This is a genomic window from Flavonifractor sp. An100 (assembly GCF_002161175.1).
In the GTDB taxonomy this organism is placed as follows: Bacteria; Bacillota; Clostridia; order Oscillospirales; family Oscillospiraceae; genus Lawsonibacter.
On record NZ_NFMA01000018.1, the window covers coordinates 1 to 13,761 of the forward strand.

At 53.4% G+C, this 13,761-nt stretch carries 13 protein-coding genes; 4 read left to right on the forward strand and 9 right to left on the reverse strand.

Features of this window, described 5'->3' with window-relative positions; translation table 11 throughout:
• Together istA and B5E43_RS10425 are read right to left on the reverse strand one after the other, a co-directional pair.
• Positions 1 to 1,058, reverse strand: a 1,058-nt coding sequence (gene istA, locus B5E43_RS10420) for an IS21 family transposase (RefSeq protein ID WP_087396484.1), incomplete at its 3' end; no start/stop codon positions are given.
• 53 nt (positions 1,059 to 1,111) lie between these two features.
• Positions 1,112 to 1,330, reverse strand: a complete 219-nt coding sequence (locus B5E43_RS10425) for a DNA cytosine methyltransferase (protein WP_242964802.1) — start codon at positions 1,328 to 1,330, stop codon at positions 1,112 to 1,114.
• A gap of 56 nt (positions 1,331 to 1,386) precedes the next feature.
• On the opposite strand from B5E43_RS10425, the gene B5E43_RS10430 reads away from it, so the two are divergent.
• The 3 genes from B5E43_RS10430 (at position 1,387) to B5E43_RS10440 (ending at position 5,001) form a co-directional block, all read left to right on the forward strand.
• Complete coding sequence (locus B5E43_RS10430) at positions 1,387 to 2,553, forward strand: NADP-dependent isocitrate dehydrogenase (protein ID WP_087396486.1); 1,167 nt, start codon at positions 1,387 to 1,389, stop codon at positions 2,551 to 2,553.
• 141 nt (positions 2,554 to 2,694) lie between these two features.
• Positions 2,695 to 3,897: a M20 family metallopeptidase gene (locus B5E43_RS10435; RefSeq protein ID WP_087396487.1), complete on the forward strand. Its 1,203-nt coding sequence runs from the start codon at positions 2,695 to 2,697 to the stop codon at positions 3,895 to 3,897.
• Positions 3,898 to 3,930: 33 nt separating this feature from the next.
• Complete coding sequence (locus tag B5E43_RS10440) at positions 3,931 to 5,001, forward strand: YfcC family protein (protein ID WP_087396488.1); 1,071 nt, start codon at positions 3,931 to 3,933, stop codon at positions 4,999 to 5,001.
• 191 nt (positions 5,002 to 5,192) lie between these two features.
• On the opposite strand, the gene B5E43_RS10445 is transcribed toward B5E43_RS10440, so the two are convergent.
• From B5E43_RS10445 to B5E43_RS10460, 4 genes are read right to left on the reverse strand one after another with little or no spacing between them, the layout of a single operon-like run.
• On the reverse strand, positions 5,193 to 5,717 hold the full coding sequence (locus B5E43_RS10445; RefSeq protein ID WP_158099023.1) for a 3-isopropylmalate dehydratase small subunit: 525 nt from the start codon (positions 5,715 to 5,717) through the stop codon (positions 5,193 to 5,195).
• Entirely contained in the window at positions 5,714 to 6,988 is a 1,275-nt protein-coding gene (locus B5E43_RS10450) for an aconitase/3-isopropylmalate dehydratase large subunit family protein (RefSeq protein WP_087396492.1), read from the reverse strand. Before B5E43_RS10450 ends, B5E43_RS10445 begins: the two co-directional genes overlap by 4 nt.
• Before the next feature lie 33 nt (positions 6,989 to 7,021).
• The gene (locus B5E43_RS10455) at positions 7,022 to 8,455 is read right to left on the reverse strand and encodes a pyruvate carboxylase subunit B (protein ID WP_206406983.1); all 1,434 of its coding nucleotides are present in this window, start codon (positions 8,453 to 8,455) and stop codon (positions 7,022 to 7,024) included.
• A 37-nt stretch (positions 8,456 to 8,492) separates the two neighbouring features.
• Positions 8,493 to 9,611 (reverse strand): PrpF domain-containing protein, encoded by a 1,119-nt coding sequence (locus B5E43_RS10460; RefSeq protein ID WP_087396493.1) that lies wholly within the window; start codon positions 9,609 to 9,611, stop codon positions 8,493 to 8,495.
• 127 nt (positions 9,612 to 9,738) lie between these two features.
• On the opposite strand from B5E43_RS10460, the gene B5E43_RS10465 reads away from it, so the two are divergent.
• Positions 9,739 to 10,608, forward strand: coding sequence for a LysR family transcriptional regulator (locus B5E43_RS10465; protein ID WP_087396495.1), 870 nt, complete (start codon positions 9,739 to 9,741; stop codon positions 10,606 to 10,608).
• On the opposite strand, the gene B5E43_RS10470 is transcribed toward B5E43_RS10465, so the two are convergent.
• The 3 genes from B5E43_RS10470 to B5E43_RS10480 all read right to left on the reverse strand — a co-directional run bounded on the left by B5E43_RS10470 (position 10,605) and on the right by B5E43_RS10480 (position 13,730).
• Positions 10,605 to 12,092 carry a tripartite tricarboxylate transporter permease gene (locus tag B5E43_RS10470; protein WP_087396497.1) on the reverse strand — a complete coding sequence of 496 codons (1,488 nt, stop codon included), beginning with the start codon at positions 12,090 to 12,092 and terminating at the stop codon, positions 10,605 to 10,607. The genes B5E43_RS10465 and B5E43_RS10470 overlap by 4 nt on opposite strands.
• Positions 12,093 to 12,116: 24 nt before the next feature.
• Positions 12,117 to 12,617, reverse strand: coding sequence for a tripartite tricarboxylate transporter TctB family protein (locus B5E43_RS10475; protein ID WP_158099024.1), 501 nt, complete (start codon positions 12,615 to 12,617; stop codon positions 12,117 to 12,119).
• Positions 12,618 to 12,719: 102 nt separating this feature from the next.
• Positions 12,720 to 13,730 (reverse strand): tripartite tricarboxylate transporter substrate binding protein, encoded by a 1,011-nt coding sequence (locus B5E43_RS10480; protein WP_087396501.1) that lies wholly within the window; start codon positions 13,728 to 13,730, stop codon positions 12,720 to 12,722.
• Positions 13,731 to 13,761 lie beyond the last annotated feature (31 nt).

Genomic DNA, 13,761 nt, shown 5'->3' on the forward strand with positions numbered 1-13,761 from the left:
TCTACATGGTCATAGAAGATTTTGGCCTGTACTTTTTCGCCGGCCAGCATGGGAGATAGCCCGTATTTATTCGTCTCAATCGTTGCAAAGCCTGTTTTACTCACGGTAAGCGTCGTGTAGCGGAACACAGAGAAGGGATACTGCGGCAGCTCTAAAAGTGCCGCCTTGTCCTCTTCCCAAAGTTCCCGGATGGGAACCTTGTGCTTGTAGTGGAGCCGGTCAGCGTCCTTTTCGCACCACTCCAAGAGCTGTTCATTAAATTCCTCAAACGAGGTAATGACTGGGACCGGGACAAACGCATTGCGGCGGCTGTAACCAACCTTGTTCTCTACATTGCCTTTTTCGTTGCCGGAATCCGGATTGCAAAAATCAGCTTGGAAACGGTAGTGGAGCATAAAGCGGGTAAAGCCGTCCGTAAGGACACGCTCACCATCTTTTAGTACCTGAGCAACCGCCGTGGTCATGTTGTCAAACCGCAGCCTGGGAGGGACGCCGCCAATGTGCTCAAAAATCCGCTTCATGCCTTCCAGCAGGCACTCTTGGTTTTGAGACGGGAACGCTTGCGTTACTCCGTTGTTAGAGCCGGGGAATGAGATCGTCAGCGCATAGAACGGAAAGCGTTCTCCGGTAGCGGCCCATTCGCCTTCCGCAAGGCCAAAGTCCACCTGTCCCCAGCCTTTGGGGTGCTCCAGAGGGAGATAACCGGCACTCAGAGTTTTCATGACATATTTTTTCTTGCGGACATACTTCTTCACGGTGGAATAGCAGCCAGTAAACCCATGCTCATCACACAGGCGGTGGTAAATCCGCATTACTGTATGGCGCTGTTTCCTGGGGGCCTTTCGGTCCTCCTCCAGCCATTTATCAATGATGGGGATGAAGTCTTGCAGCACCGGATAGCTCTGTGGCTCAATATCCGGCAGATTGTCCTCGCTCCAGTTTTCCTGGTAGGCGTACTTGCGGACAGTCTCAAAGCTGTGGCCGGTTACGCGGCATATTTCCCGCAAACTTGCCTCTTCATTTTCGTAGAGGTCTTTGATATACTTGATTTGAGCCATTCGTAACACCTTTCTGCTACCCCCTTATGGTTATCCCACCTAAAGGGTAGCGTTTATTTCAGGTGCTGACAATGGCTCTTTTTATTTGCCATTGGGGTGCTCACTTTTTGAGTACCATTAATCCCGGCCATGATGTAATCGGCACAAGGGAGGGCAATCGCATTTCCCAGCGCCTTGTAGCGTTGCAGAGGCCGGATTGCCTCGCCGTCCGCCCCGTACTTTGTCCAGCTCTCCGGCAGCCCCATCAGCCGCTCGCTTTCCGTTTCCGTCAAGAAGCGGATACAGCCGCCGTCCGGGTCGCCCTCGTACCAAAGGGGAGGCGCTTAAAGTGGAAAAAATACAAATGAAAGTGCCGCTGGTAGAAATGGACGGGGATGAGATGACCCGTGTACTGTGGAAAATGATAAAGGAAGAGCTGCTTCTGCCGTTTGTGGATCTGAAAACGGAGTACTATGATCTGGGGCTGCTCCACCGCAATGAGACCGAGGACCAGGTCACAGTGGATGCGGCGCTGGCAGCAAAGCGGCTGGGGGTGGCGGTAAAATGCGCCACCATCACGCCCAATGAACAGAGAATGCAGGAATATCCCCAGTTGACTAAGATGTGGCCCAGCCCCAACGGAACCATTCGGGCCATTTTGGACGGGACTGTGTTCCGGGTACCCATCAAGGTGGACTCCATTCCGCCGGTGGTCCATCGTTGGGAAAAGCCCATTACCATTGCAAGGCATGCCCACGGGGATATTTACAGATGCGTCGACGCGCGTACGGAGCACAGATGTACGGCCAAACTGCTGTTTGAAAATGAGAGCGCGACGAAATCCGTGACCATCCAGCAGGTGGAGGGGCCGGCGATTTGGATGGGGATGTATAACACGGAGCAGAGCATTCGTTCCTTTGCCGATGCATGTTTTTCCTATGCCATCGATACCAGGCAGGACCTGTGGTTTGCCACGAAGGACACCATTGCAAAGCAGTACGACGGTGCGTTCAAGCGAATATTTGAGGAGGAGTACCGGACGCGTTATGAGGAACAATTTAAAGCGCTGGGAATCACCTATTTTTATACCCTCATCGACGACGCGGCCACCAGAGTGATCCGCAGCAGGGGAGGATTCATCTGGGCCTGTAAAAATTACGACGGCGATGTGATGAGCGATATGATCTCGGCGGCCTTTGGGAGCCTGGCCATGATGACGTCGGTCCTGGTTTCTCCTGACGGCACCATGGAATATGAAGCGGCGCACGGGACCGTTACCCGGCATTATTACAGATATCTTCAGGGCGAGGAGACGAGCACCAACCCGCTGGCCACGCTCTTTGCTTGGACGGGAGCGTTGCGGAAGCGGGGGCAGCTGGACCAGATCCTGGAGCTGGAGGAATTCGCGGAGGACCTGGAGCAGTGCGCTCTGGATACGCTGCGCAGCGGGATTGTGACAAAGGACCTGGTCGAGCTGTCGGAGAACAAGTCGTGTACGGCGGTGACCTCGGCGTAGCTGCTGCGGGAGATCCGCCGGCGGATTACGGAGAAAAGGCGGGAGAGAGCCGCCGGAGCGCCGTAAAGGAACGCGCAGGCCGAAAAAGAGAGAAAACCGGAACAGACCGGAAATTTGGCGGAGTAAAAGGGGGAACTGCAAATGGAGAGGAAACAGAAAGCGTTTGGGGTAATCGACGCCCATCAGGAGGAGCTGATCGAGCTAAGCGACCGGATCTTTGACCATCCCGAGATTGGGCTGCAGGAATATCAGGCCTGCCAATGGCTGACGGATTACCTGGAACGGAACGGCTTTGCCGTGGAGCGTGGGGTGGGAGGTATGGAGACTGCCTTCCGCGCGGTCTATCAGCAGGGCAACGGAGGACCGTCCTTTGGACTGCTGTGCGAATACGACGCGCTGGAAAAACAGGGACACGCCTGCGGACACCACCTGCAGGGACCCTGCATCATCGGGGCAGCCATGGCCATCCAGCAGGCGGTCAAGGATAAGCCCTATCGCTTGGTGGTATACGGCACACCGGCGGAGGAAAATTACAGCGGAAAGATTACCATGATTCAAAACGGCTGCTTCCAGGACATCGACATCGCGCTGATGATGCATATGGACGGAGCTACGCGGGTGGACGTAAAGTCTTTGGCGAATATCAAGTATTCCGTGATCTTCCACGGGGTGTCGGCCCATGCGGGCAGACGTCCGGAGGATGGGAAGAGCGCCCTGGACGGTCTGCTGCTGTCCTTCCAGGGGATCGAGTTCATGCGGGAGCATGTGATCGACGACGTTCGGATGCACTACACGGTGGTGGATGCGGGAGGACCGGCCAATGTGGTCCCAGCCCGGGCGGAGGGCTCCTTTGTTTTGAGAAGCTATGACGTGGAATATCTGAAGGATGTGGACCGCAGGTTCCGTAATATTATGCAGGGTGCGGCGCTGATGACCGATACCACTGTGGAGATCAAGGACCTTGGCTTTACCCACAACAAGATCCCGGTGCTGGTGCTCAATGACCTGCTGATGAAAAACGCCAGGCTGGTGGACGCCCCGCAGATCGCGCCGCCCCGGGCCAAGACGGGCTCCACCGATTTCAGTAATGTGATGACCCTGGTGCCCAGTTCGTGCATTCGCATGGCCTTTGTGCCCATCACGGTGGGGCCGCACTCCCAGGGGTATTATGACGAGGGCAAGACCAAGGCGGCCCACGACGGGATGCTGAAGGGAGCCAAGATCCTAGCGGCTACCATGTGCGATATCCTGGAGGACCCCGCGCTGATGGATCAGATCAAAGAGGAGTTTGCACAAAATCAGCGGGACAAAAACTACAACAAATATAAAGGGGACTTTTCGTAACCATAGCCGATAGAGAAGAAGGGAGAAGAGACCATGAAGAAGAAATTCAAAATGCCCCATGCGTTTGTCATTATCATTGCGATTCTAGTGTTGGTATCCCTCATGACCTATGTGATCCCCGGCGGAGAATATGACCGATACAAAAATGACGAGGGGACCACGGTGGTAGATCCGCAATCATTCCACTATGTGGAGTCGTCCCCGGTAGGACCATGGGAGATCCCCACGTACATTGTTAAGGCGCTGATCCAGCAGGTAGATATCATTGTGGCTCTGCTGGTGATCTCCGGCGGAATTGAAGTGGTCATTCAGACGAATGTGTTCCACGCATTCTGTGGAAAACTGGCCCAGGCCTGTTCGGGAAAGCAGAAGTTTTTTATCCCAGTGCTGCTGCTTCTGTTTTCCTTTATCGGCATCACCCAGGCGTCCAACAAATTTGTCGGCTTTGCCCCGATCGGAGTAATGCTGGCAATATCGCTGGGCTATGACGCAGTGGTGGGGATCGCTATCACCCTGATCGGCATCGCCATCGGCTTCTCCGCCGGCACGTTCGGCCCCACCACGGCGGTGGCACAGACCATCGCGGAGCTGCCGGCCTATTCCGGGGCGTCCATGCGTGTGGTGGCCCATGTGGTGCTGCTGGTGGTGTCGGCCATCTACATCGTGGGGTATGCGGAGAAGGTGCGCAAGGACCCCACCAAGAGCGTAGTGTATGGAGACAGCAATGTGATGAAGTTTGACATCGTCTCCAACACCTTTGAGATCGAAAAGCGCCACTGGCCGGTGATGGCCGCCTTCGTGGCTGGGATCGTGGTCATGATTTTCGGCTGCATCAAGTACGGCTGGAGCCTGTCCACCACGTCCATTGTCTTTATCTGGCTGGCACTGGTCGCCGGCCTGATCTATGGCTATACTCCCAGCCAGATTTGCGAGTACTTTGTAAAAGGCTCCAAGAACATGGTCAACTCCGCGCTGCTTGTGGGTATCGGCGCAGCCGGCATCACCTACGACAAGTGGATGAAGTTCATGGGAAAGCTGTTCCTGATCTGGGTCCTGATCTCCGTCGTCCTGATGATGGTCTGCCAGGTCATCGGTTATGCCTGATCCGGAGCCACAAAGACCTAGCAGCTGTATATAACGAAAGCAGGAAGGGACCGGCCATCTGGCCGGTCCCTTCCTGCTTTGCTGACTGCGGAAAACTCCGCAGGCTATTTTACCGTGTTCCAAATTTCCCGTGTGGTGTTTCTGCTTGGGGGATGGCCTGTGCTGCGGTGGAGGAAAGCCATCACCGTCGATCAGCTCTGCCCGGCGCTGTCGGATTCATATATGCGCGTACGCAGAAGCTGATAGATTCCTCCCGACAAGAGGACTTCCCGCATCATCGGCGGCAACGCGGGGCGCAGGATCTCCTCTTGCGTACGGCAATTTGCAAAGCAGATCGCATCCTGGCGGAAGGAAATCTTCAACATCTCCCCTGCGGCAACCAGCGCGCTGATTCCCGGAACCTCGAACACAGGCAATCCGAGTGCAATCCCGCTGCGCAGGTAGAGTCTGGCTACGGACTCCGCCACGATCGCCTGAATTCCGAGAGCCTGCATTACCTGCACCGCCTGCTCCCGATGGGACCCGCAGCCAAAATTTCGTCCGGCCACAAGGATATCTCCAGATTGCACCTGCTGAAAAAATTGGGGAACGATTCCTTCCATGGTGTGCAATTTGAGTACTTCAAGAGACTCTTGCTTCCATTGTCCAGGTGCGATTACATCGGTGTTGATTTCATCCCCGAGCGTAATGACCCGTCCACAAATAGCGGTTGTCACGATAACACCTCTCTCGGATCCGTAATATACCCGGTCAACGCGGACGCTGCGACTGTAGCGGCGGACCCCATATATATCTCTGCGTTTGGACTGCCCATGCGTCCTTTAAAATTTCGGCTTGTGGCGGTGATGCACGTTTCATGATCCGCCAAGGCGCCGATACCTCCCGTACATGGACCGCAGTGGGGATGGCAAACCGTCACGCCGGCAGCCACCAGGGTCTGAATGTATCCGGCCTGCAGGGCCTGATAAAACACATACCAATCTGCGGCACCAAGAATGCAGCGCACACCCTTGTGCACATGCTTTCCCTCGAGAATTTTGGCGGCAATTTCAATATCCTCCAATCTTCCGCTGGCACACCCCCCAATATTGGCCTGCTGGATGGGGACATGGGGCAAATCGGAAGCAGGCACTACTACGGCCATATTATGGGGCAATGCTACGGCTGGGCGCAGGGCGGCGCACTCCACCAGGATCTCATTACAATAGGATGCGTCCTTGTCTGCGGTAACTGGAGTATAGGTACGGCGTGCCCGCCCAGCTAAAAAATCATGAACCTTCTGATCCGCCTCAAACATACAAAACTTGGCGCCTAATTCCACCGCCTGATTTCCCAAACACATTCTGCCGTCCAACGACATGGTTTCCACTGCTTCGCCATACCACTCCAGTGACTTATACTGGGCAAAATCGGTTCCGTAGGTTCCGGAGAGGTATAAATACAAATCCTTTGCCATCACCCCAAAGGGGAGCGTACCCTTTGTTTGAATCCGTATCGACTCTGGGACCAAGAACCAGAGGGAACCGTATGCCAATACCCATGCCATTTCAGCCTCCCCAATGCCCGTCCCGGCACAGTTCAGGCTCCCATAAATCGGCGTGTGGGAATCGGTTGCAACGGCAAGACCGCCTGGGACAACAAACCCTTCATCAAATGTGACTTGATGGCAGATCCCGGAAGAGACATCATAAAAATGGGGAAGTCGGAGCTTGTCGGCCAATTCTCGGGCCTCCTTTTGACGCTGTGCGGTCTTAACATTTTTGTCCGGCGCAGGGCCATCATAGTCATTGACGAGCACGACCTTATCGGGCTCCCAGACACGGGTAAGCCCCTGTGTGATCCCGGCTTTTTTCATCCCCTTTGGAATATCAGAGACCGAATATTTCATCATGGCCAGGTCTACGTCAGCCACGACATATTCTCCGGCCCGAACCTCCCTCCGCCCGCTGTGGGAGGCGAGAATTTTCTCCGCCATTGTCATTGCCATTCTATTACCCAACCCTTCCTTCCTCTTGGGGCGTCAGTCAAGATGATATTTGTTCTTTAAAAATGCCAGCCCTGTTTGAGGGAACATAATGTAAGTCAACACATCTTCCTCTGTTCTGGCAATCTGCCCAAGTGCCTGGCGGCTTTCCTCATAGAGGGGACGGAGAAGATCGGCCGGACGGCAGGTGATGGGCTGTTTGCCCGCCGCAAGGACTCTGGCGCGCAGTTCCTCCGAAATCGGGCCGGGCGCGCGTCCGTATTCCCCGCGGACATAGGCCTTGACCTCTTTTGGAATTGTACCGTATCGCTTTCCTGTAATCACATTTGTCGTGGCCTGCGCGCCGCACATCTGAGAAAACGGAGTGCCTAAAGGGGGATATCCCATATCCTTTCGAACCTGGACAACCTCTTCCAGCACCTCCTCCAATCGGTTGGAGGCATTCATCCCGCGGAGCTGGTTTTCCAGATTAGAGTACATTCCGCCAGGAATCTGGTGCTCGACCACATTGATATCCACCCCCACCATTCTGGTAGAGACAGCCTGGTATTTTTCACGCATGGTTTTCAAATATTTGTTGATTGGACCAAGCTTTTTATAGTCCAGTCCGGTGTCACGAGGGGTGTTCCGGAAAACAGCAATCATGCTCTCGGCAGCGGGATGGCTGGTACCCATGGCAAAGGCAGAAACGTCCACATCCAGAACATCCGCGCCCGCCTTGGCCACCTCCCAGTATGTGATCTCGGTCATTCCACCGGTGCAGTGAGAGTGGTAATGGACTGGAACGGAGACGGCTCGTTTAACCGCCGCAACCGTTTTTGCTGCCGTAACCGGATCAATCATCCCGCCCATGTCCTCCAGATGAACGGCTGTCGCCCCAATATCTACATACTCTTTTGCTGTAGTTACAAAGGAATCTATGGTGTGAACGGGGCTGGAGGTAAATTGAATATTGCCCTCTACCAGCTTACCGGCCTTCAAGGCCGCACGTGCTGCCGCCTCACAGTTCCGGATATCGTTCAGCCCGTCAAAAATCAGGAAAATGTCGATCCCTGCCTTGGCGGAAGCGGTGACAAAGCGTTCGACCACATCGTCCGGATATGGAGTATACCCCAGCAAATTTTGCCCGCGCAGGAGCATGCGCAGGGGAGTTTTCTGAACGTATTGTTTAAAGGTGCGAATGCGATCCCAGGGATCTTCCTTTAGGTACCGGATGCAGGTATCAAAGGTAGCGCCGCCCCACATCTCGATGCAGGCAAATCCAAAGGAATCCATCTCCCGGAGTATGGGCACCATATCTTCTGTCCGCATCCGCGTTGCGATCAGAGACTGCTGACCGTCCCGAAAATCGCAGGAGGAAAGCTGGATGGGGTTCTGCTTTCCCGTGGGCCACAGCCCATGTGCCTCATTGAGGTTCCAATCATCCATGATCGACATATTACGCCTTCTTTCCGTTTTGTTCTCTCCCATCTGCTTTTGCGCCCGTTAGCTAGGCGCGACAGACAGGTCAGTTGTTGATGTAAATATAGCCGTCCATGATCCTTCGCGCGGTTCGGATAATGCCGGCCTTTTTCACCTTGTCTCCCTCCAGCTCCACCTGCACCGCTGTAACGCCACTGGCATGGCCCAGAAAAATTGCCTTTTTGCCGGCAGTCCCGGCAACGATATCTGATATAATGGTACCCTCCATACACGCGGCAGCTCCTGTAGCCGTTGCCACGGTCAGGGGAATTGCCTTGTGGATCATTCCCAGCGAAACTGCACGAACGCAAAGATCCATATCCTCCTTCTGGGTCCAGTTCCCGCTCATGTTACGGTAGCTGCGGGGAGAAGAAAGGATGCTTACCTTCGGAATCGATGTGGATATGTTCTTTGCGGTTTTCCAATCGGATACGAATCCCAGTTTTTCCGCAGCCATACCCCGGATCGCTTCAATGTGCTCCATGAGTTTTGCGTTGTCGTTTAATTCCGTCAGTTCTGTCCCCTCCAGGCCCAAATCCGCGGCGCGGAGAAGAACCACAGGGTTCGCGCAATCAATGATGGTGACCTCAATGGGGTCATAGTTCGGGATCAGGAGTGGTTCTTTCCGCAAACCCGTTGGAAACAGCTTCCCTGTCTTGGACCCTCCCGGATTGAGAAAAAACATTTCGATGGGCGCTCCGGTGCCCGGGACCCCTTCGATTTGGGTTTCCCCCTGAAAAACCGCTCGCCCATTTTTCACCTGGACATGCTCTTCAATCAGTTTTCCCGTGTTCGTATTGTAAATCCGCACCACAGTTTTGGGTTCCACGGCGGGAACAAGCCCTTCATCAATGGCATATGGACCAACTGCGGCTGCAATGTTGCCGCAGTTGGCGCTGTTATCCACATTCGGGATCAAAATATCGACCTGAAAGAAATTGTAATCAATGTCGGCGTCTGGACGGCTGGAAGGGGAAATGACAGCGATTTTGCTCGTAGAGCTGGTAGCGCCACCAATCCCGTCAATCTGCTTTACATCAGGGGACCCCATGACACGGAGAAAAATTTCGGGCCACCGGGATCTCTCCGCAGGAAGATCCTTTTCATGGAAAAAAATCGCTTTGCTTGTTCCTCCGCGCATGTATACACAGGGATATCGTTCCATCTATGACACAACCTTGTAAAAAATTTACTAATTATTGCTAAAGCAAGGGGACGTGCTTTGACGAAAAAAATATGTTATACTGTTTTCAACTGCCATAATCTTTAGGAATGAGCTGAGGGAACTTAAAATGGACGAGAAAGATATCGATACGATTTTAACTTTGGCGGAGATGCAGAATCTGACACGAGCGGCGGAGCGCCTTTACCTGACACAACCCGCCCTCACGAAGCGGATTCAGCATCTGGAAGATGACCTGGGAGCTCCCCTGCTGTATCGCACCCCGAAAGGCATTATTTTCACCCCCGAGGGAGAAACTGTGGTGGAGTACGCGAAAGCCTTGTCCGTCACCATGCGAAAGATGCGCGAACACATCAGTACAGAACACGGGAATCGATATGGCCCGCTGCATTTGGGCTGTGCAACCCAGTATGCACACTATCGTCTGCCACGGATCTTAAATGGTTTTTTAGAGAAGTATCCGCAGATCAACGTGGACGTAGTGGCAGACCGAAGCATAAACATTCAACGGGAGATGAATCGGAATTCTTTTTCGGTTGCCATTATCCGCGGTGATTTTGAATGGAATGGCTGCAAAAAGATGATTTCCAGTGAAAGCTACTACCTTGTCTGCAAGCATGAGACGAGCAACGATCAACTGCGGAATATTCTCTATATCCATCAAAAAATTGACAATTTAGGGCAGGAGCTAGCAGATGAGTGGGTTAGAAACAATCTCTCCTTTGAACCCAGATCACGGGTGGAATCAAACAGCATTGAAGTTTGCCTGTCCATGGTGAACCAAGGAATTGGCTGGGCTATCCTGCCGGGCATATGTTTAGAGCGATTTTCCGGGTACAAGATACCGATTTATTCAAAGGAGGGAGCACCCATTGTGCGCAACACATACCTTTGCTATAAAAAATCTGAACTGGTGCTGCCCCAAGTGAAAAAATTTGTGGAGCATATTGAGATGTCTGAATGGACCGATGGGTGTTAAGCGTTTTCTGCTTTGTGGTCGCGAACCATTTTGATAAACGCATAGGTGTACATGATAACCACAATGGCAAGGATTCCCAGCGTGATGGGGCGGCTGAAGAACTCACCCACACTATCGGCCATTTGCATGCCGCGACGGAACTGGCGCTCTAAGATGGGGCCAAGTACCAGGCCCAGAATGAGCGCGGGAATGTTGAAATGGTATTTTTTCAGGAAATAGCCCAGCACACTCCCTGCCAGCATCACATATACGCTTGTCATACTGTTGCGGCTGGCATAGCATCCCGTAAACGCTAAAGCGAGGATAAACGTTCCAAGCATCCAATAGGGCATGCTTAAGATACGCGCAAACCCCTTTGCCATGATCAACGAGACGAATACCATCAAAATGTTGGCTAAGAACATGGAGCAGAAGGTAGCGCCCAAATACTCAGGCTGGGCTTTCAACAGCATGGGGCCAAGCTGAACGCCCTGAATGGTCAGGGCTGCCATCATCATGGCCGCAGCATTGCTGCCCGGAATTCCCATGGAGAGCATGGGGACCATGGCGCCGCCCGTGGCAGCATTGTTTGCGGTTTCGCATGCAGCCACACCGTGGGGGTCTCCGGTCCCAAGCAGTTCCGGATGCTTGCTGAATTTGCTTTCGACTGTATAGGCCAGCCACCCGGAAATGTTGCTGCCGGCTCCGGGCAATATCCCGACAAAGGTTCCAATCAGCGCGGAACGTATGATTGTGCCCTTCATCTCGATGAAATCCCGCACCGGGGCTAATTTGGTCAACTTGGCCCCCTTGGTTTGGTAGGCGCTGCGATCGGATGGGGATACGATCTCGTTATAGACTTCCACAGCGGCAAACATGCCCAGCATAAAGGGCAGAGAATCCATCCCGTCCAGCAGCCAGTCCTGCCCAAACGTAAATCTGGGAACGGAAGAAAAATTGTCCATCCCAATCGTGGCGAGAAACAGTCCCAGCAGAGCAGAGGAAAAGGTATTGAGCATATGCTTTTGATCCAGAAAGACCAGCACACTCAGGCCCAGCAAGGCGACGGCGAACTGCTCTGCCGCGCTGAACTTAATGGCCAGATCCATCATTGGCTGAGTGAGGAAAAACATAAACAGAGCGGAAATTATGCCGCCGATCGCGGAACAAACAAGAGAGATCGTCAGCGCGCGGCCAGCTTCCCCTCGCGCGGCCATTGGATAACCGTCCAGGACGGTGGCCGCACTGGATGGCGTCCCCGGTATTTTAAACAGAATTGCGGTAACGCTTCCTCCCGTAATGGCTGCGCAGTATACGGTAGCTAGGAAGGCGATGGCGACGACCGGGTCCATCACATAGGTAAAACTGACGCAAAGAACGATTGCCATCGTGGAACTCACACCTGGCAGCGCTCCGAAAATAACACCAATTATGGTACCAAATAGGATCCAAAGCATTGTCACCGGTTCTAGGATTGCCTGTAGGCCCAAAATCAACAAATCCATACGACCATTCTCCTTTCGGCTGCGTCAAATCAGATTTTCTAAAAACAGTGCAACACTGTAAAGAACGCCCGTGCCTCTTGGAAGTCGGAAATTGAGTCCCCAGACAAAGACCATAAACAGCGGCAGAGAAGAACACGCACCTGCGGCAATTAGCTGCAGAGGTTTTTTTGCGCCCAACAGCCAAGAGGCAGCTATGCCAAACAGGAACGTGGACAGCAGGAAGCCGGCGACTGGAAGAAGCATCACATAAAGCAGGCAGCACAGGAAAGCCAGCGCCAACCGCTGATTTCCCTTGATCTTCAGGCAGCCTCGGAGACCTTGCAAATCCTCTTGCCGTTTTTCGGGGGGAATTTCTTTCCAGGCCCGTATCACCTTGATCAAAAGCAATATTACCGCTATGGACAAAATGACCATTGGATAGTAACGAGCCCCTATATAATCGTTCCACACTTCGATCTGGAAGGAGTCCACCCAGAATACAAGCAGTGCGATCAACAGAAACAGGTTAAAAATAAACTCTCCCACTGTATGCACCCCCAACACATTGTTTGAAAAAGTAAATGATAACCCCGACAACAAATAAATGCAGCCGGGGTATTATAATTTGACAGCTAGTAAATTATGGAATTATTTTTCCGCGAGCAGTTCTTTTCCCATGTCGTAGAACGTAGTCAGAATCGCGGCTGTTTCGGCTTGATCCCAGAGATATTCATTTACAAAACCGTTGTTGGTCAGCCATTCCGCCCACTCTGGATTCTGGCAGGCACGGTGTACGGCGGCCTCAAAGGCGTCAATCGCCTCTTGAGGGGTTCCCTCCAGGCAGGTAAAGACACGCGAATAACCCAGCTCTATCTCCGCCCCCACCTCGGCGCTGCAGGGCACGTCTTCCACGATGGGATTGCGCTCATTGGACAAAAATACAATGGGAACGACATCGCCGGATTCCACATAGGCGCTGGTTTCCGCCCAAGTGGCAAGCAGCAGGTCGGTTTCGCCGGCAATGGTAGAAATCAGCGCTTCATCCGCGCTTCCGGTGACCCACTTGAACTGCACTCCTGCGCCCTCTTCAAATAGAGTAGAAAGAATGCCGGAGTTTCCGGTGGGAGCATCAATGGCGATGGAAACGACTCCCGGATTGGCCTTAGCATAAGCGACCAGTTCATCCAGATTGGAGAAGGGCGCCGAAGGGCTGGCAAAGATGACGCCTTCCGCCTGCACACAGCCGGAAACAGCCACTAATTCCTCCCAAAGATTTACCTCAAAGCTTCCGGCAGCCGCAGACAGAATGGCCGTTGGCGCGGTAAACTGGAAGTAGTATCCGTCTCTGGGCGTTTCATTATAGCTATACGTGTATCCGGTCACGCCGCTGCCGCCGCTGCGGCAGTCGATAATGATGGATGTGCCAAGTTCCTCTTCCAAATAGGGCTGTAAGGCTCGAAGCGTTACATCTAGGCCGCCGCCTGCAGCGGCGGGCACCATGATCTCGATCGGCCTGTCCCAGGTAAAAGCGGCCTGCTCGGATTGTGCTCCGCTCTCACCGGATTGACTGGCCGAGGTGGATGCTTGATTCCCACAGGCAGGCAAAGACAGCAGAAGAGCCAGAGCACACGCGGCTGCAAGTATGGATTTCTTTTTCATACAGATCCTCCTTTGTGCATTTTATCTGAAA